The sequence below is a fragment of the Zunongwangia endophytica genome, assembly GCF_030409505.1.
GTDB lineage: Bacteria > Bacteroidota > Bacteroidia > Flavobacteriales > Flavobacteriaceae > Zunongwangia > Zunongwangia endophytica.
Genome location: NZ_JAUFPZ010000002.1, coordinates 1578778 through 1598208, shown reverse-complemented (window position 1 = coordinate 1598208; position 19431 = coordinate 1578778). Strand labels below are relative to the sequence as shown.

Genomic DNA, 19431 nt, shown 5'->3' with positions numbered 1-19431 from the left:
GAATTATTATGGCAGAGGAAAAAATAATAAGATTAAATAAAGTATTAAGAGAATTAAATATATCCTTGGATCGTGCAATAGAATATGTGAATTCGAAGGGGTACGACATTGAAGCAAGGCCGACTACCAAAATTTCTCAAGAAATTTACTCAATTTTAAAAGAGGAATTTCAATTTGAAACATCAAAAACAGAATTAAGAGATCAAATTAAAGCAGAACTTGAAGTTAATAAATATAAGAATGAAATTCTTTCTGAAATAAGCTTAAAACCAAATTTTATTGGAAAAAGAATAGACCTCTCTCATATGAATACTAATGATTTTGTAAATGAACTTATACAACATGAAAATGACATAAATGAGGGGATTTCGTATGATTATGCAATATCTAATTTTCGAAGAGCTAAAAGTAAATGGAGTTTTAATTTATCTCCAATAACTTTTTTAACGGGCACAAATAATTCTGGTAAATCTAGTTTTCTGAAGTCTTTATTGATCCTTGAAGATTATGCAGAATCTAATAATCATTTCGAGTTATCCTTTAATGGACCTAATTATAAAAAACACAAAATTGATAGATTATCGAATGCAATTAATTGGGAAGGATTAAAAAATGATGATGGTGATATCAAGTTTGAATTTAGGAGATTTGGATTTTATGTTCAATTGATATTTACGCCTCAAGTCAGGGATAAGCAAAGTATGATAAAAGCGAATCTTTCTAAACTAAAAATTAGAAGATTGTCAGACAACTCTCAGTTTTCAATGGATAGAATTTCTGAAGGGCAATATCAAATGTATATTGAATATGATATTTTATCATTGAATGATGAAGATTCTAGTTATTATGCTCTTTTACAGAATATGGGCATGAAAACCATATTCGAGAAACAAATTAAAGAACTGGAAGAAAAAAGAAATAAATTAAATGCGAGTGATTCAAAATCGATTGTTTTAAAACAAGAATTAAATCAACATAGAAAGCGTTTAAAAGAAGTAAATGCCAAAATAAATAATTTAGAAAGTGAGCAGAAAAATAAATTTGTACTAAAACCTCAATTTTCACTTAATGAATTTCGTTCTGATAAATTAACCCTTAGCAATATTCTTCAAAAAGTTCTAAGCAAGTATTTCGAGCATAATGAAAAGAAAATTGGGAATTTCGACCAAAAGGAGGAGCTCCTTAAAATTTTGAATTTCGGAGATAGAATAATGAGATCAATAAAGTTTAATACTCATCATCTTTCACCTCAAAGAAATAGTCAGACTCGTTTATACTTAAATGAAAATACTTCGAATGATATTTATGAACTTATTAATTGGCATTCGGAAAATCCGTTAAATCCAGGAGATGATCCTTACACTTTTATTCAGGATTATATGAAAGTGTTTAATATAGGTGATGACTTTCGGATAAAAGATATAGAAGGCTTGGCGTCTATTATAGAAATTCATGAAAATGGAGATTGGAGGAATATAGTCGATAAAGGTTTTGGAGTTGGTCAGTTATTTGCAATAATTTTTAGAATAGGATTATGCATAAATGATTATGATTTAGATTATGGAGATATTGAATATACACATGATAATATTAAACCTATAATATTGATTGAGGAGCCAGAAGGCAATCTTCATCCAGGTTTACAATCAAAGTTAGCTGATCTTTTCTATGAGGCATATTTGGATCATGGAGTAAGATTCATTATTGAAACACATTCTGAATATTTAATTAGAAGATCCCAAGTATTAATGAGTAAGTGGCACGGTGTGGATACAGGTTATGAAGATCGTGAGACACGACCTTTCGGTGCTTTTTATTTTGATTTAGAAGAAGGTCCGTACAATATGATATATCGAGAAGATGGAAAGTTTGAGAATGAATTTGGCCCAGGTTTTTTCGATGAGAGTTCTAACTTAGCATTTGATATTTTATAGTATGGATCTTTATATTGACAAAGAAAATACTTTATCTTTTATAGATTCTAGAGAAGATGAATTATATATTGATTGTGAGAAACTATTAAAAAAACAACTGGATGTGAAATTTAATTTTCCCAAGGAAGATTTGCAAGCAGATCCAAAATTAATGAAATGGTTTCAAAAGAATTTTACTCAAGGAGTAAGTAAATCAATGATATATTTTGATACTGGATTTCCTGAAAAACCTTTGAAACCTGAATCTACCAATACTTTTAATATTGATCAGTTATCCTCAGTTTATCTTTTAGATGATAAAGATGTTCCTATATTTAAAGTCAATGGAAATATTATGATTGGCGGAGTAGGAGAAGAAATTAATACATTACAAAATCTTTTTTTTAACCAAAGGGATTATTTATTTGATAAAACTTGGAAAATAGGTTCAAATTCATTTCAAAAATGGTCAGATTTAGAGCCTTTTTCATTGCCGCTTACGGATATACTTATAGTAGATCCCTATGTATTGTGTAGTCAAGCTGATTGCCACAACAATTTATTGCCTTTTCTGAAAAGTCTTGTTAAATGTACAAAAGCTAAAATTGATATAGTAATTTATACAAATAAGGAAAAATGTATAGATTATAATATTATTGCTCCGGTCTTAAAAACTACTGTGAAAAATATTACTGGTACTAATCCTAATTTAACAATAGTTACTTATACAGATCGAAGAGGAGTGCCATCAAGAGGCGAGCATGACCGTACTATTTTAATGAATTACAAAAGAATAAAATCAGGAGATACTTTCAATTATTTTAAATCAGATGGGTCTATCCAGACTAAAGGTAGGGAACTCCAATATTTAAGCCTAGCAAGAAGGGAAAATCATGAGCTAGCAAAAGAACTCATAAATGATCTGCAAGGAAATGTTGATTTTTTTAAAAGAAACCATACAAATATTAATGGCGATAAAAAGTCTAATTTCTTAAATTTCAATTAACCTAAGCGCATTTACTACTTCATGCTATTTTGAACTCGTAGTGATGATGACTGGAACACAAGACATAAAAATAAAAATGAGCGATAATACTAAAGTAGAAGTTGGCTTTATATGGCAGATTACCGATGATGTACTTCGGGATGCCTTTAAGAAGAATGAAATTGGTGATGTAGTATTACCTTTTGTAGTGATTCGTAGACTGGATTGTATTTTGGACCCCGTTAATGATAAAGTAAGGGAAGCCTATAAGAAATTTCAGGATAAGGTATCGGAGGAAAAATTGGTTCCAATTTTAAGAAAAGCTGCTGGTGGACTCAAATTTTTTAATACTTCACAGCATACGCTTCAAAGTCTAAAAGATGAACCAAAGTATATTGAAATCAATTTCAATAACTACCTGCAGGGTTTTAATCCTGAGGTAAGAGATATCCTGGAAAGCTTTCAGTTTGATAAGGTGGTGGCTAGGCTGGTTAAAAACCGACTGCTTTTTGAAATGATCGATGCGATTTGTAAAATCGATCTGCATACCGATGCGATTGATAATCACGGAATGGGTTATGTCTTCGAGGAATTGATTCGTATCTCGAATGAGCAGTCCAACGAAACTGCCGGCGAACATTTTACCCCTCGTGATGTAATCGAGTTAATGAATGCCTTTATTTTCTCTACAGAAAAAGACGACCTATGTAAGTCTGGGATCATTCGCACTATTTATGATCCTGCCTGTGGAACTGGTGGGATGGTGAATCTTGCGAAAAAGTATATTATTGATAGGATCTGTAAAGATAGCCCGAGCAAACCTACCATTGTTACCCACGGGCAAGAGCTGAACGAACAGTCTTTTGCAATTGCAAAATCTGAGGCGTTGATTACTGGGGAGGATTCGAATAATATTAAGCATGGAAATACCTTTACTAATGATCTATTCCAGGGGAAGAATTTCCATTATATCATGGCAAACCCTCCATACGGTGTGACCTGGAAGAAAGATGCCGTGCTTATCAAGAACGAAGCTTTAAATCCCTCTGGCAGATTTTATGCAGGAACTCCTCGAACTTCAGACGGGCAGTTGTTGTTCCTGCAGCATATGATATCCAAAATGGAGCGCGAGGGCAGTAGAGTAGGTGTAGTAACCAACGGATCTCCTTTGTTTACCGGGGATGCCGGAAGCGGAGAAAGCGATATCCGTCGCTGGATCATCGAACAGGATCTTCTGGAATGTATTGTGTCGCTGCCAAAAGATATGTTCTATAACACGGGTATCAATACCTATTTGTGGTTCCTGACCAATAAAAAGCAGGCGCATCGCAGAGGAACGGTACAGCTGATTAACGGAAATGCTACCGAGACGGTCGAATTAAACGGAAAGGAAGAAACCAGAACGCTATTCTGCCGCTCTAACCGTAAAAGTTTGGGTAATAAACGTAATGAACTAACCCAGGAGCATGTTAACTCTTTGGTGGAGCTGTATGAAAACTTTGAAGAGAATGAGTATTCAAAAATTTTTAAAAACGAGGATTTTGGCTATTACCAGCTTACGGTAGAGCAACCTAAAAAGAATAAGAAGGGAGAGATCCAGAAAGATTCTAAAGGGAATACTAAAGCTGACTCCAAAAAGCGGGATAAGGAAAATGTACCTTTAAATGCCGATGTAGAGCAATACTTTGAAACCGAAATTAAACCTCACGTACCCGATGCCTGGATAGATTACGATAAAACCCGTATTGGTTATGACATAAATTTTACCAAGTATTTCTATGAGTATAAGGGCTTAAGACCAGCTGCCGAGATCAAGGCCGAGATCGTGGACCTGGAAAAGGATATTGCCGGACTTTTAAATGATTTGCTAGTATGATTAGAAGTTATAACTCATATAAAAAAATTGAAAATGGATGGTATAAGGAGGTTCCAGAGCATTGGACAGTTGGCAGGTTGAATTATTACACTGAAATTTTTGGTGGGTCAACACCTAAAAGTTCAAATGATGCATACTGGAATGGGTCTATTAATTGGGTAACTACTGATGATTTAGGTAAATTAAATGGGAAGTTAATCAAGGATACAAGAAGAACCATTACTGAAGAAGGATTAGCTAATTGTAGCGCCTCATTACTGCCGAAGAATTCAGTAATCATTTCATCAAGAGCACCAATAGGTCACTTGGGAATACTTGAAATCAATGCAGCCACTAATCAGGGCTGTAAAGGTCTTGTGCCATTAGAAAATAAAATAGATTCAAGATATTTATATTATTATTTATTGGCAGCTAAAGTAGATTTACAAAGTTTGGGTTCTGGTTCAACTTTTATGGAAATTTCATCTTCTTTATTGAAGAGTTACAATATAGTCGTGCCAAGTATATTAGAACAAATCAAAATCGCCGCATACCTGGATCATCAAACCGGGCTGATTGATGACATTATTGAAAAGAAGCAACAGCTTATTGAAAAATTAAAAGAGCAGCGGCAGGCGATCATCAATGAAGCGGTGACCAAAGGTTTAAATCCAGATGCACCAATGAAAAACAGTGGTGTGGAATGGATTGGAGAAATTCCAACAGATTGGACTGTTTCTCAATATAAATTTGAGGCTTATGTTCAAAATGGCTTCGCATTTAAATCAAGTTTGTTTGATAAAAATGAAGGCTTTCCCATTCTAAGGATTCGAGATATAACCAAAGGATATACTAGTACTTATTATAAAGGAGAATACGAGGATGACTATATTGTAAGAAAAGATGACTTACTTATTGGAATGGATGGAGACTATAATATTAGATGGTGGGAAAATGGTGATGTTTTATTGAATCAAAGATGTTGCCGAATAATCGAAAATGAAAATGTTTCCAGACGGTTTCTTTATTACACTTTGCCTTTCAATCTCCAAATTATTAATGATCTCACCTATTACACTACGGTAAAGCATTTATCGAGTGGAGATATTTATAATGCTAGATTTCCATTACCTTCATTTGAAGAGCAAACCAAAATCGCAGAACACTTGGATCACCAAACCAAGCTGATCGATACGATTATCACAAAGAAACAAAACCAAATTGATAAATTAAGGCACTTTTGCCAATCTATTATTTCCGAAGCTGTGACAGGAAAGATAGACGTTCGGGAGTGGGAACCAATACTAAAAGAAAGCGTATAATTTATGGGAGCAAAGGGTACTAAAGAAAATCATTTTGAAGAACATATTGTAGACTACCTTACTCAAACAGTACAAGAATATCATCAGTTGGACAGAAGTAGCTATGATAAAAAACTTCTGCTAATTCCTGAAGAAGTGGTTCAGTTTGTAAAGGATACCCAGCCCAAAAAATATAAAAAGCTCGGGGAACAATACGGAAACCGAGTAGATGAAGTAATTGCCGAAACTGTTTCTAGGTATTTAGCTCAACAAAAAACTTTAAAAGTATTACGGGAACCGGTAAAAGTGAGCGGAGTAAAATTAGATATGGTTTATTTTAAACCCTCTACTAATAAAACCCCGGAGCATGAAGAATGGTATAAGAAAAATAGAATGGCGGTGGTTCGCCAGCTCCAGTATTCAGAAAAAAAAAATAATTCCATAGATCTTGTCTTTTTCGTTAATGGGATTCCGGTAATTACTGTGGAACTTAAAAATGCACTTACCGGTCAGAACCATCATAATGCGATCAAGCAGTATATGCAGGATCGTGATCCAAAAGGAGAGACATTTTTGGAATTTAGACGCTGTCTTGTACATTTTGCCGCGGGAACCGAGAAGATTTTCATGTCCACTCACTTAAAAGGTAAAAGTACATTTTTTCTTCCCTTCAATAAGAGTTTACACAATAGTAATTCAGATGGCTTCGCTACTTCCTATTTATGGGAAGATGTGTTGCGAAAAGATTCTTTACTGGATTTGCTTCAGAATTATATTAATCTTCAAATTGATAAGGAAAAAGTATATGACCCTAAATCGGGAGGTTTAAAGGAAATAGAATCTAAAAAGTTAATATTTCCACGCTGGCACCAGAGAAGGGCTGTTCAATCTTTAATTAATCAACTTCGAACAGACGGAACTGGTAAAAATTACCTTGTTCAGCATTCAGCAGGTTCAGGAAAGTCTAACACGATCACCTGGTTGGCGTATAAACTCGCAAATTTTTATCAGAATCCATCGGATAAAAGGTCTATGTATGATTCGGTTTTTGTGGTGACTGATAGAAAGGTTTTAAATACTCAATTACAGAAGAATATCAGGCAGTTGGATAAAACTACTGGTATGATTGCCTATTTGGGAGATAAGTCATCTTCACAAGATCTCAAAAATGCTATAGAAGATCGAAAAAAAATAATTATAACTACCATACAAAAGTTTCGGATCATATCAGATTTAGTCCAGAATTATAAAGATCGAAATTATGCAATTTTAATTGACGAGGCTCATAGTTCACAATCTGGAGAAGTAGCTAGGCACATGCGAAAAGCATTAAGCCTCGAGGAAGCAGCGGAAGAGGAAAATGATAGTAAGGATATTGATGATATTATTACTTCTGAAATTCAGAGAAAAGGTCAGCAACCTAATATCTCGCAATTTGCTTTTACTGCTACACCAAAAGATAAAACCGTTCAGCTTTTTGGAACTGAAATAGATGGAGAAAAGAAAGCTTTTGATACTTATAGTATGGAACAGGCCATCAAAGAGGGTTTTATTCGTGATGTATTAGAGAACTATATGAGCTTTAAGCGTTATTATAAATTGTTAAAGAAAGGTGATATAGATGATAAAGAATACGATAAAAAGAAAACCGTAAGGGTTTTAAATAATTATGTAGATCTTCAGGATCACGCTATTGAGATTAAGGCAAAAATTATGCTGGAACATTTTGCAGCAGAGACTCAAGACAAGATTGAAGGAAGAGCTAGGGCAATGTTAGTAACGAAATCTAGACTTCATGCAGTTCGATTTAAACGGAAATTTGATGATATCATGAGGGATATGAAATTGCCTTATGAAGCTTTAGTCGCATTTTCAGGAACTGTACATGATGAAGAGACCGGAGAAGATTATACTGAACCATCTATGAATGGTATAGAAGGTAAATTTCTTATAGAGGAAGCATTTAAACTACCTAAATACCGAATCTTAATTGTAGCCAATAAGTATCAGACCGGCTTTGATGAACCTCTACTACATACCATGTTTGTTGATAAAAAGCTTGGTGGACCTAATACCGTTCAGACACTGTCCAGATTAAATAGAACCACAAGAGGTAAAGAAGGAACCATGGTGTTAGATTTTGTAAATGATCCCGAGCAGGTTCAGGAAGACTTTCAGAAATATTATGGAAAAAATTTTATAAGAATTGAAAATCTTACGGATGCAAATGAGTTATATTATAAGCTCAATGAAATTGAGAACTATGACCTGATTTATGATCAGGAAGTAGAAAAGTTTGCAGAAATATTCTTTTCAGAAGAGGACAATTTTGAAAAACTACAGCCAATCCTTCAGGAAGTCTCCAGAAGGTTTGAGGATCAGTTTAATGATGGTGAGCAGTCAGAATTTAAATCAGTGGCTAGATCGTTTGTACGACTTTACAGATTTTTAAGTCAAATTATGACTTTTACAGATGTGGAATTAGAGAAGAAATACGTGTTTTTAACCGCACTATTGAAAGTTCTGCCCTATGTACGACAAAATTTACCTTTAGATGTAGTGAACGATGTAGAACTGGATAGTTATAAAGTGCAACACTCCTATACCACAAAACTCGAACTGGAATCTGGAGATGGTGAGATGCAGGGTGTTTCTGTCGATGGTGGAGGTGGTGCCAATGATGAAGATCTTGATTTATTATCAAAGATTATTAAAACGCTAAACGATACATACGGTCTAGATTTAACCCAGGAAGATAAGGTAGATTTTAAAAAGGTCAAGGATAATATTTACTCGAATGATGAGCTGATGTCTTTCTTTAATTCCGGAAACTCCAAAGCCAACATCAAAGATAAATTTGACGGCGAAATAGATGACGAGCTTTTAAAGTTTATTGATAAAAAACTGGAATTCTATAATAAAATGACCGACGATAAATCCAATGCACTTTTCAAGGCTATGCTTTTTAATGAGATCTATGACCGGAAGGTAAGGGGGATGAGGCAATAGAAAAATAAATATTAATCTTATTACTAACGTATAGCTATGAAAGGCTATTTTTCGCAATAGTTTTAAATTAAAACTAAAATTATGGCAAACAATTCTGAAGATAGATTTACTGGTAATGATGAGCTCATTTCTAGGTTATTTAATGATATAAAAAATGATCTTAAAAAAGAAGGACACCCCTTAATAAACCACAAATGGATTGACAAGAATTCAGATAAATACAGATTAATAAGCATTACTCCAGAGTACTCAGAAATACAACTTTTAGAACTTCATTTTGAGCTCTTTCGCTATAGCAAGCTTATCTGTTTTGAAATTCATCCAGAAGGAAACTTTGTTGAAAAACAGAGATTCTCTAAGTTAGCTCAAGACTTTGTGACTAATTTTTCAAGTTATAAATTAACTGACTGGTCTGTTGGTGGGGAAGTAGATTCTTCTAAATTTCAGAATAAGAAAATAATCCCCATAAACAAAGTCAAATACAGTTTTAAAGCTGGTGATTATGCTGAAACAAGAGATTCGCTAAAATTGCAATTAAAGAGAATATACGAAGACTTTATACCTACAAGGGATCAATATATTTCTTTAAAGTTAAAGGATAAAATGGATGAGGCTGAATTAAATCTTCTAAAAGTTCTAAATCAATTTAAAGAGGAAGAAAAACTAAATTTTTTTTCATTTCTGGATAAGATAGTAAATCATTTGGATCTGAAAACTAACGACTTCAAGATCAACTACAGTATTGCAAATAAGCGGTTAAATTTTATCGTAGGACAACGTTATTGTTGGAATTTATATAGCGACAATGACTATAAATATGCAGCAATTTCAGAAAATAGAATTTCAGAAAATAGTAAAAATTATAAAGGGAATCCACCCCAACCATTTTTCAATAAGCTAAAAGATTTTAAAAATGTGCTTTATAATGAAAGTGATATTTTAGAATCGACAAGGAAGGAATATGAAGGTTCCTTAAAGTCTGGTTATAATAGTAATAATAAATATTTTGAAAAAGCAGTTTTTAATTTAGACTATCGAAAGAAAATTATGAGTATAGATGATTTTTCTAATACTGAACAAATTTCAACAGAACAAAAGTCTGTAATAAACTTAAATACGATTTTGTACGGCCCTCCTGGTACAGGAAAAACTTATAAAACAAAGGAACTTGCTATTCAGATTGCTAATCCTAGTTTTCAAGTAACTGGTTCAAATAGTATTGATAAGAGAAAATCTTTGGTTAATGAATATGATCGGTTATTTGAAAATGGTCAGATTGTTTTTACAACCTTTCATCAATCCTATAGTTACGAAGATTTTATAGAAGGGATTAAACCAATACCACCAACAACTGAGGGGGAGATTGGGTATGAAGTATTATCAGGAATTTTCAAGAATATATGTGATCAGGCTTCAGAAAAAAAGAATGTTTTCAATTTTGAAGAAATTTATTCTAATTATGCAAACGATGTTATCGAACAGGGTACCATAGTGCTCGAAACGCCGGTTCATAAGAAGCCATTTCAAGTTAGAATAAATTCTAAAGAAACTTCAGTTGCAATACCTAAAACTGAAAGTGCGACTGAGATGGGGATTACTAAAGAAATGCTTAAGGATTACATTTTAAATGGAAATATTCGAGATTGGAAGCCATATACGATTGCAATCGGTAAATATCTTACGGATAACTATAGCGTTAAAATCTCACAAGTTGAAAACGAAAAGAAGAACTATGTAATTATTATAGATGAAATAAACCGTGGAAATGTTTCTAGTATTTTTGGAGAACTAATCACTTTATTAGAGGCTGATAAAAGAAGCAACGGTGATGAAAAAGTTATTGTAAAATTACCTTATTCTAAAAAGCCTTTTTCTATTCCTGGGAATGTTTACATTATTGGTACAATGAACACCGCAGATCGGAGTGTGGAAGCTTTAGATACTGCATTAAGAAGACGTTTTGCTTTTGAAGAGGTACTGCCGAAACCAGAGTTACTTTCAGAACACCAATTTGGTGATTTTAATCTTTCTGAAGTCTTAAAAACTATTAATGATCGTATTGAAGTTTTATTGGATAGAGATCATACAATCGGGCACTCTTATTTTTTAAAAGTTCGAAGTTCAGAAGATTTGAAGTACGTTTTTGAGAATAAAATTATTCCATTACTTCAGGAATATTTTTACCATGATTATGGAAAAATAGGTTTGATTTTAGGAGAAGGTTTCGTTCAGAAAAAAGAAAATAAAGTCACATTTGCAAAATTTGATGAGGTGGACGTACCCGATGAATTTGTTACTTACGAACTTAAAACTATTGAAAATATTGAAGAAGCTATAAAAACGCTTCTTAATAAGTAGATGTCTTCCAAAAATTATATACAAGTTTTTGAATATCAGCTATTAAAATGTGGGAGCATCTTTAAGAAGAAACATTTAGCTGCTTTGTCAAAATTAAATGCACTACATAATGATTGTTATTTTGATTTACGATATAATGGTGTAAAGTTTAAGAATTATGTAGGTGTTTTTCAGGTTGATGATCTAACTATCGAAATCTTACCTAAAATTGATAGCCAAGAGAAAGATAAAAAGTTATGGCATGATGTATTGATTAGTATGCTTAAGGTAACTAAAAAGCTGAACGTTCAAAAAGTGGGTAATGCGAATGTCTCCAAACAAAATTTACATCTTTTAGATATTTATTTCGATTGGTTTCTGGATGAAGTAGAAAAACTAATCCATCTTGGTTTAATTAAACAGTATAATCGAGAAACTGGAAATGTAAAAGCATTAAAAGGGAAATTAGAATTTGCAGGCCATCTAAGGAAAAACTTAATTCATAAAGAGCGATTTTATACCACGCATCAGGTTTACAATAAAGATCACTTAATTCATCAAATATTAGGTTATGCTTTGGCGATAATAGAGAATTTTTCAAAAGGCAGTTCTATTTACTCTAGGTGTAAATCTGTTCAGCTTGATTTTCCAGAAGTGAAACAAGTTTCTATCGATCATCGAACATTCTCTCGCCTAAAATTGAATAGAAAAACATCAGCTTATAAAACAGCCCTAGAAATAGCACGATTTATTATTCTGCAATATGCGCCAAATATCAAACATGGGCAGGAAAGTATGATCGCGCTGCTCTTTGATATGAATTCTCTTTGGGAAGAATTTATATTGAATAGAATCAAATATTCAGCACGAAAGTCTGAAGATCATATTGAAGTTTATGGCCAACGTTCTAAAAGATTTTGGCAGAATGTAACTATTCGACCAGATATTGTAGTTAGAAAAAATGAGAAGATAACCATTATCGATACTAAATGGAAAAATATAGGATCTTCTAAGCCATCAACGCAAGATCTTAGGCAAATGTTTGTTTATAATGAGTACTGGGATTCAAGTGAATCAATATTGCTCTATCCAACTCCCGATCAATCTAATGCCCCTAATTTCTCGAGTTACAAAAATATAGAACATTCATGTGGAATTGGTAAGCTAAATATTATAAATGATGGAAAATTGAATTTGGAAGTAGGGAATGAGATTATAGATTGGATAAAAGATAGATAGAATGTTTTGGTTTTCAGTTTTAATGTTAGTAATAGCGACTCACGGTTTCTTGGGTGTTATTTTTAATTGGGAATTCGGAAAAAAGAGTGGCAGAAAGGGAAAACATATCAAACTCATGATTATATTATCTCCCTTTATATTTATCATTTCTCTGGGTTTTTTTATTTTCTCATGTTTAAATTAACCGTTGCAACCGTACTTGCAACGGCGGTTGTAAATTTAAAGCGAACCGTTGCAACGGGAAAGGTTTCACCGTTGGCTAGCCGTTGCAAAGCAGTTGCAGATCGTATTAGGGTGTCTAAATGGTGTATTAAAGCTATTCAGTAGAAGCAATTTAATAGCGCAGATTAACCATACTAAAGACTAAAAAACTATTTATTTGTTTAAGTATTGTTTCAATTCTCTTAACCGAATAAAGAGTTCATATATTACTTCTAAGAGGAGAGCGAATTGTTTAGGAAGATCAATCTGAAGACTTACCCGTTTTCGGACAGCTCTAAATTAGACAATTCTTCTTTTTTCATTAGGTCTAGAACCAATGAAAATTTTTAATTTACATTATTTTTGACATATCTTCATTTAACTTGTGCTCTATAAAGCGAGAGATAAATTTTAAGCGGTTTGGCAAGCATATACTTAAACTCCGATGAATAAATTCAAAGATCAAACACAATAATGGCATCAAGATTCATCTAGGAGGTATAGCCGATTGTCTTCGGAAACCTATCTGGTAATGTAACTCATCAATACTTCGGGAATCACGTTCGAAGTTGATTTTCTGAAGGTATACCGCGTTAGTGGCACAAAAAAAGAAAATCATCCTTTCAAAAACTGGAAATGAAACTGATCTATACCTACAAAATGACTTCTAAGATCTATAAAAGCCAATCAGTACGTTTGGTATATATGCTCCCCAAATTTGTAATGGGAAGTCAAGAGAAATTGCAATTGGAATTGCAAGAGTTAAATGGGAGCAGAAAGATATTACTTAAAAAGAAATAATAGATTTTCAATAATGATTCACGTACTGTTTTTTCTCAGTTTATTAAGTATATGAAGTTCCACAAGTTCATCAGTCTCAACTTTCATTGTAACTTTTTCCTACCAAATGGTAGTTTTAGCAATGGTATTCCGGCATACATTTGAACTATAGTGTTGAAAAAATCTACAATAATGAAAAAGAAAATTTTAATTGCCGGTGCTACCGGGATGCTTGGTGGTAAAATTGCTGACTATCTTTTGCAACAAGGAGCTGAAGTCATCGCCATTGTTAGAGAGTCTAGCGATAAAGAAAAAATCAACCCTTTAAAAAATAGTGGGGCAACCATCATTCCACTTCAAATGGAAGATCGCCTGGCGCTCCAAAGAGCGTGCGCAGGAGTTTCCTGCGTAATTTCAACAGTAGCCGGTTTAGGTGAAACCATTATTGATTTTCAGTCGCGCCTGGTAGATGCAGCCATTGCTGCTAAGGTTCCCCGTTTTATTCCTTCCGATTTTTCGACAGATTTTACGCAAATGGGTAAAGGTTTCAATCGAAACTTCGACCTCAGGAAAGAATTTAAGGTCTATTTGGATAAACAACCTATACAGTCTACTTCTATTTTTAACGGGGCTTTTGCCTATCTCTTAAACTACAACCTTCCATTATTCAATGTAAAAGAAGGAAAAGTACTTTTTTACGGGGAAAAACAGGATTTTTCAATCGATTTTACAACGGTAGAAGATACCGCCCAATACACCGCCAAAGTAGCTTTGGACGATAAGACTCCCCGAAACCTGCATATTGCCAGTTTTAGTTCGAGTCCAAATGATTTTGTAGCGCTTGGAAAACAATTTTTTGATAAAGAATTTGAACTGATCAATGGTGGATCCTTAGAAGATTTCGCTACTGTAATCCAGGAAAAGAGAAAATCCAGTCCGCAGGGCGAACAAGAACTGTATGCCGATTGGCAACAAATGCAATACCTGCACAGTATGTTTTTGGTGCATCATTTAAAACTGGACAACAACCGCTATCCAGATATTAAGTGGACATCAATAGCCCAAGTAATTAAAAAGTAAAAATCTATGGAAACTCAAGCTCAATATTCAGATAAGGAATTGGTCAAGCAATTACCGGGATTTACCAGCCATCTGATCACGGTAAATAATATTCAATTACATTATGTTGCAGGTGGTACTGGGCAACCGCTTATTTGCCTTCCCGGCTGGCCGCAAACCTGGTATTCTTTTCATAAGGTAATACCGGAGCTAGCAAAAAAATATACTGTAATTGCAGTAGATATTCGGGGAATGGGCAGCTCAGATAAACCCATTAATGGCTACGACAAAAAGACGATGGCTAAAGATATTTTTGAACTGATCAACAAACTGGGGATCCAAAAAGCACACGTATTGGGACACGATATTGGTGGGATGGTGGCTTCAAGTTTTGCTTTTAATTATCCGCAGGCCGTGGATAAACTTATCCTGATGGATGGCGCCCACCCGAGCGAAGCAATGCGGGAAATGAGCCTGCTCCCTATGCCGGGAACTTTTGGAGATAAAATAAATGATAAGACGCCTTTTTTATGGTGGATGGCTTTTAATCAGGTCAAGGAATTACCAGAACAGCTATTGGAAGGCCGGTTTAGGTACCTATTAGATTGGCTGTTTTCTTACGTAATGTTGGATGATGCTAAAATGAGTGATTTTGACCGGGAAGTTGCCGCCTACCATTATAATCGGCCTGAAAACATTAGGGCATCCAATGCCTGGTACCAGGCTTTTGAACAGGACATCAAGGATATGAATACTTACGACACCCTGCAAATGCCGGTTCTGGGGATGGCCAGCGAAAGCAGCTACGAATTTATGAAGCAAGGTTTACCATATATTGCAAAAAATGTAAAAGTAATTAAGGTAGAAGGTTCCGGACACTATTTTAATGAAGAAAATCCGCAGGCCGTCATTGATTCCTTGCTTCATTTTCTAAACTAACTAACTGAAAAGGGAGTATAGTATAGTACTCCCTTCTTCTCTAGGTTAAACGAAAGCAGCCAAAATTTCTTTATATTGCTCAAGCAAATTCGATAAAAGATTATGTAAATACTTTCCTAAATGACCCTGAGCTATAAGTAAGTCTATCGTTTTTAGCATATTTAAAACTAAACTTAGCATCACAAAAGACAATTGATTTCCCTATTTTTGAATACTATGCAGATGAACTACCGTTGACGTATTAAAAATGGAATAAAAAGGTTTTCAACTTATGAAATCATTTACTCAATTTATACAATCAAAAGTTTTTATTACGGATGAAATATTACAGGAAGTGCTTTCAAAATTTCAGGAAAAGGAATATACGCCGCATCAGGTAGTACTTAAAAGGGCACAGATTGCCAATCAATATTATTTTATCATTTCTGGAGGATTACGCTTTTTTTCGAATAAAAATGAAAATGAACACACGGCCTGGGCATTTTTTGAGGGGGAATTCATTACGGAGATTAGTAGTTTGGCTTCTAGAAAACCTACCCAATTTACAATTGAGACAATTGATAAAACCAGGTTACTGGTTATCGAACGTGCTGATATGGAGACGTTATACGCGCGCTTTCCTGTCTGGCAAGAGTTCGGGCGTAAAATTTGGGAAGACATTTGTATTCAGCAAATTGAACAAAATGTAAATTATCAAACCTTAACTGCTGAAGGTATTTATTTAAAACTGATGGAAAATAAAGAGTTTATTCGAAAAATGCCCATAAAACAACTTGCCAGCATTTTGGGGATTACCCCTAATGCATTAAGCAGGATTAGAGGAAATATTAAAAAATGAAAATTCCATTTCTCCAGTATAATAACGGTTTTCTATCTCAACAATAGGGTATAAAGGTCAAGGAGTTAGCTATCAAAGTTACTCACCTATACAATACTTTTTATCCAAAAAAGATGCTTGCATCGTAAGAGTGTACATTTAGCTACATATTTGCGTATATCAACTACTTTTTAGTATTTAATCATCGATAAGTTTGCAATGCTTATTCAATTCCAATTTATAGAGATGAAAACAGAATTTAAAAATTAATAAATTCATCCAGTACATCATCCGTATCTCGATGAATATAATTGGCTTGATAAATAAATGGTAGTAAAAAGATTGTTCCTTTTAAGTTAATTCTGTTGATCTAAAGTTGGGTGAGTTTTAGACTACAATTATATATTTCAAAGGTCTTCAAGTCCCCTGAGCGTTTAAGGTAAAAATTTATATATGAGGATAGAACTAGAATACGTTAGTTAAATACCTATAAAACCTACAATCAGAGTATTTTATAACCGAATTGGATATATAGAATTTAAACCTAATTATTATAAATCAATAAGTTCACGCAGGACTCATAAAAAATATAGCTAAATCTTTTATTAATTTGATTTTATAAAGTCTTTCATTATAGTTCTTATAGAAAATTAGCATCGCTGAGATTTGTAAGATTTTACTAAATAACTGCTACTAAAAACTTAAACTGTGTTTAAATTATTCACTTTAAAAACAGGGAAGCCTTCAAATCAATTTTCAATTTTAAAAATAGCGCAAACTTATTGATCTTTCGTGTCACAACCGTTGCAACGGCAATTTCAACGGTGTGTCTATATTATTTGATTGCGCCGTTTAGGAGCCGTTGCAATGGTAGCATAATTAAAAAAACATGAATAAGAAGCTATCTTGAATATCCTATAGACATAAAATTTAATCAAGTATAAATTGTTGAAAGTTGAACAAAAAGCATAATAGACTTAAAAACAGCTGTTTACTAATCAACAACGAATCAACAAAGTGATGTTGAATATATGTTGAATTGATTTAGTATCTATCACTTAGATTTTCAGTTACTTACAGTATGTTCAACATTCAACAAAGAATTGATATAACTTTTGTCGAAGCTATAATATCTACCTTTTTGCGTTTCCGAATAAATTTGCGACTCGCCATTTGCATCTCTGCTAATATAATGGCTTTTATAGCTGCTATTTGTTTTTTCAAGTTTCCATTTAATTTCAACTATTTGGGAAATTTGTTGTTTTGAAATTCGATGGCCAGATGAATTGAATATATCCTGAATGTCTTTAGAAGTTAGACAAATAGTATCGACCTCAAATTTGTAAAACATATCGGCAAGCGTTTCTAATAGTTCATTTTCGATATTTCTTTTTGTTCCTCTTTTCAATATACCTAAAGCTTCTGTATATATTTGATTCGGAGTGAACCACATTCTTGATTTTTTCTGCGAAACAATGTCCCGGCTTGACAAATAATTTAAAAATATGGGAAGCTCTTTTTCAAGTTTTTCGAAAAAATCCGGCTCAATATTATTTAAGGGTTTAATTTTTCTAACCCAATATCGAATTTCTTTTTCGTCTATGAGTATGAAGTTATGTTCATTGTTGGAACATAATATAAACTTACTAAAGAAGTCTGCTTGGTACTTATCTTTTCCTTTAGCTTCAACTTTATTGGTTTTGGAAGTTGAAAGATTTTTTAATCGTTCACTATCTTCTCTTTTGTCTAATAAGACTTCATCTATGCAGATCAATAATTTATCAGCCCAATCTGAGTTAAATTTATTTCTGAAATCCTCATTCGTATTCAGCGTCAAGTTTTCTTGATATATAAGACTTAACCAATTCAAAAACGTTGTTTTACCTGTACTTCGATCTTCGCTTACTAGACATAAAATGGGTAATATTTGTGTGGGGAATCGCCATAGAATAGTTAGATAATCCAGCCCAATGCTTAATTGATCTCCAAAAATATGTTGTAGAAATTTATAAGTGATATTAGGGCATTCATTGTTTCCATTTTTTAACTTATGGCTAAGTTTATGATATTTATTGTAAAAACCATCTACAACTTGCTGATAGTTGGTATGTGAGGGAATTGTTATAAAACCCTCATAGCGTTCTACATCTAATAAATAATCCTTTCCATAATCATCTAATATTGCTTGTCTAGTCCAAGAAATAATGGTTGTTTGTGTCGCTCCGAAAAGTTGAGGTTTTCTTACTTTCTTATAGTAAGAAGTGCCAATTCTTAAATATTCTTCCATTATTTTCCAAGTTTTACTGTTGCACTTGCCAACTTCGACATATCTGAATTTTCGTAAAAAAGAATAGTGAGCCTTACGCCATTAATCTCTCTATCGCGTTTATATAGTTCATTAGATATATACTCAAGATTTTTATTACTGATCTTAGGTTTTTGACGCATTAGTGTAATTAATTCTTCAACTAAGTTGTCTAATTGGAATAAGCTATTCCTTGTATGAGAAGGTGTGGGGTGATTAAAGTTTATGATTTGATTAATCTTTTTCCTGATATTACGCAGCTTATCTTCGAACAATGGATAAGCTGATATTGAATCTGATTGATGAATTTGATTCTGCATGATTGATGATTTTAAAATTATATAATGCTGTTTTTGAATAGATACTCTTCTGCTTTTTTCTGAATATCTGATGGCGAAGACTTTTTTCCTTCTTTTAACCAGGTGATGATTTCTGATTTTAAAAAGAATAGTTTACCTTTTTTATGGTAGGGTATTTTGTTCTTTTGAACGAGACCATAAATTGAAGTTTTCTTATAGCCAATTAGTTCGGAAAGCTCTTCGATAGTTAAGAATTTTTCTTTTTCCTGATTTTTTTCTTCTTCTATAAGAGATAGAAGTGATTTGATGAAAATAATAGCATTTTCCTCTGTGATTTCATAAGTTACCTTCTTCATTTTTGAGTTATTTTGAGTTTTAATGATGAGGCGAAG

14 protein-coding genes are annotated in these 19431 nt (G+C 33.2%); 11 read left to right on the top strand and 3 right to left on the bottom strand.

Annotation, left to right across the window (positions count from 1 at the left end; all coding sequences use genetic code 11):
* The first annotated feature begins 8 nt into the window (after nucleotides 1–8).
* The 11 genes from QWY91_RS07145 (at nucleotide 9) to QWY91_RS07095 (ending at nucleotide 16456) form a co-directional block, all read left to right on the top strand.
* Nucleotides 9–1934: an AAA family ATPase gene (locus QWY91_RS07145; protein ID WP_386270452.1), complete on the top strand. Its 1926-nt coding sequence runs from the start codon at nucleotides 9–11 to the stop codon at nucleotides 1932–1934.
* A 1-nt stretch (nucleotide 1935) separates the two neighbouring features.
* Nucleotides 1936–2919, top strand: coding sequence for a hypothetical protein (locus QWY91_RS07140; RefSeq protein ID WP_290233071.1), 984 nt, complete (start codon nucleotides 1936–1938; stop codon nucleotides 2917–2919).
* Nucleotides 2920–2962: 43 nt separating this feature from the next.
* A complete protein-coding gene (locus QWY91_RS07135) occupies nucleotides 2963–4774 on the top strand; it encodes a type I restriction-modification system subunit M (RefSeq protein WP_290233069.1) in 1812 nt (603 codons plus the stop codon).
* Nucleotides 4771–6075, top strand: a complete 1305-nt coding sequence (locus QWY91_RS07130) for a restriction endonuclease subunit S (protein WP_290233066.1) — start codon at nucleotides 4771–4773, stop codon at nucleotides 6073–6075. The genes QWY91_RS07135 and QWY91_RS07130 overlap by 4 nt, the downstream gene beginning before the upstream one ends.
* Before the next feature lie 3 nt (nucleotides 6076–6078).
* On the top strand, nucleotides 6079–9063 hold the full coding sequence (locus tag QWY91_RS07125) for a type I restriction endonuclease subunit R (protein ID WP_290233063.1): 2985 nt from the start codon (nucleotides 6079–6081) through the stop codon (nucleotides 9061–9063).
* 81 nt (nucleotides 9064–9144) lie between these two features.
* Nucleotides 9145–11421 carry an McrB family protein gene (locus tag QWY91_RS07120; RefSeq protein ID WP_290233060.1) on the top strand — a complete coding sequence of 759 codons (2277 nt, stop codon included), beginning with the start codon at nucleotides 9145–9147 and terminating at the stop codon, nucleotides 11419–11421.
* Nucleotides 11422–11505: 84 nt separating this feature from the next.
* Entirely contained in the window at nucleotides 11506–12639 is a 1134-nt protein-coding gene (locus QWY91_RS07115; protein WP_290233057.1) for an McrC family protein, read from the top strand.
* Between the two features lie 837 nt (nucleotides 12640–13476).
* Entirely contained in the window at nucleotides 13477–13641 is a 165-nt protein-coding gene (locus tag QWY91_RS07110) for a hypothetical protein (protein ID WP_290233055.1), read from the top strand.
* A gap of 171 nt (nucleotides 13642–13812) precedes the next feature.
* Entirely contained in the window at nucleotides 13813–14700 is an 888-nt protein-coding gene (locus QWY91_RS07105) for an NmrA family NAD(P)-binding protein (protein ID WP_290233052.1), read from the top strand.
* A gap of 6 nt (nucleotides 14701–14706) precedes the next feature.
* Nucleotides 14707–15618, top strand: a complete 912-nt coding sequence (locus QWY91_RS07100) for an alpha/beta fold hydrolase (RefSeq protein ID WP_290233050.1) — start codon at nucleotides 14707–14709, stop codon at nucleotides 15616–15618.
* A gap of 271 nt (nucleotides 15619–15889) precedes the next feature.
* Nucleotides 15890–16456: a Crp/Fnr family transcriptional regulator gene (locus QWY91_RS07095; RefSeq protein ID WP_290233047.1), complete on the top strand. Its 567-nt coding sequence runs from the start codon at nucleotides 15890–15892 to the stop codon at nucleotides 16454–16456.
* A 1045-nt stretch (nucleotides 16457–17501) separates the two neighbouring features.
* Here QWY91_RS07095 and QWY91_RS07090 read toward each other — a convergent pair.
* From QWY91_RS07090 to QWY91_RS07080, 3 genes are read right to left on the bottom strand one after another with little or no spacing between them, the layout of a single operon-like run.
* Complete coding sequence (locus tag QWY91_RS07090) at nucleotides 17502–18722, bottom strand: primase-helicase family protein (protein WP_290233044.1); 1221 nt, start codon at nucleotides 18720–18722, stop codon at nucleotides 17502–17504.
* On the bottom strand, nucleotides 18722–19060 hold the full coding sequence (locus tag QWY91_RS07085) for a hypothetical protein (protein ID WP_290233041.1): 339 nt from the start codon (nucleotides 19058–19060) through the stop codon (nucleotides 18722–18724). The genes QWY91_RS07090 and QWY91_RS07085 overlap by 1 nt, the downstream gene beginning before the upstream one ends.
* A 17-nt stretch (nucleotides 19061–19077) precedes the next feature.
* Entirely contained in the window at nucleotides 19078–19395 is a 318-nt protein-coding gene (locus QWY91_RS07080) for a helix-turn-helix transcriptional regulator (RefSeq protein ID WP_290233038.1), read from the bottom strand.
* Nucleotides 19396–19431 lie beyond the last annotated feature (36 nt).

Coding starts and splice junctions, on each gene's coding strand:
- QWY91_RS07095 (WP_290233047.1), top strand. CDS start 15,890: ATGAAATCATTTACTCAATTTATACAATCAAAAGTTTTTATTACGGAT.
- QWY91_RS07110 (WP_290233055.1), top strand. CDS start 13,477: ATGAAACTGATCTATACCTACAAAATGACTTCTAAGATCTATAAAAGC.
- QWY91_RS07090 (WP_290233044.1), bottom strand. CDS start 18,722: ATGGAAGAATATTTAAGAATTGGCACTTCTTACTATAAGAAAGTAAGA.
- QWY91_RS07085 (WP_290233041.1), bottom strand. CDS start 19,060: ATGCAGAATCAAATTCATCAATCAGATTCAATATCAGCTTATCCATTG.
- QWY91_RS07135 (WP_290233069.1), top strand. CDS start 2,963: ATGATGACTGGAACACAAGACATAAAAATAAAAATGAGCGATAATACT.
- QWY91_RS07145 (WP_386270452.1), top strand. CDS start 9: ATGGCAGAGGAAAAAATAATAAGATTAAATAAAGTATTAAGAGAATTA.
- QWY91_RS07125 (WP_290233063.1), top strand. CDS start 6,079: ATGGGAGCAAAGGGTACTAAAGAAAATCATTTTGAAGAACATATTGTA.
- QWY91_RS07140 (WP_290233071.1), top strand. CDS start 1,936: ATGGATCTTTATATTGACAAAGAAAATACTTTATCTTTTATAGATTCT.
- QWY91_RS07105 (WP_290233052.1), top strand. CDS start 13,813: ATGAAAAAGAAAATTTTAATTGCCGGTGCTACCGGGATGCTTGGTGGT.
- QWY91_RS07100 (WP_290233050.1), top strand. CDS start 14,707: ATGGAAACTCAAGCTCAATATTCAGATAAGGAATTGGTCAAGCAATTA.
- QWY91_RS07130 (WP_290233066.1), top strand. CDS start 4,771: ATGATTAGAAGTTATAACTCATATAAAAAAATTGAAAATGGATGGTAT.
- QWY91_RS07120 (WP_290233060.1), top strand. CDS start 9,145: ATGGCAAACAATTCTGAAGATAGATTTACTGGTAATGATGAGCTCATT.
- QWY91_RS07080 (WP_290233038.1), bottom strand. CDS start 19,395: ATGAAGAAGGTAACTTATGAAATCACAGAGGAAAATGCTATTATTTTC.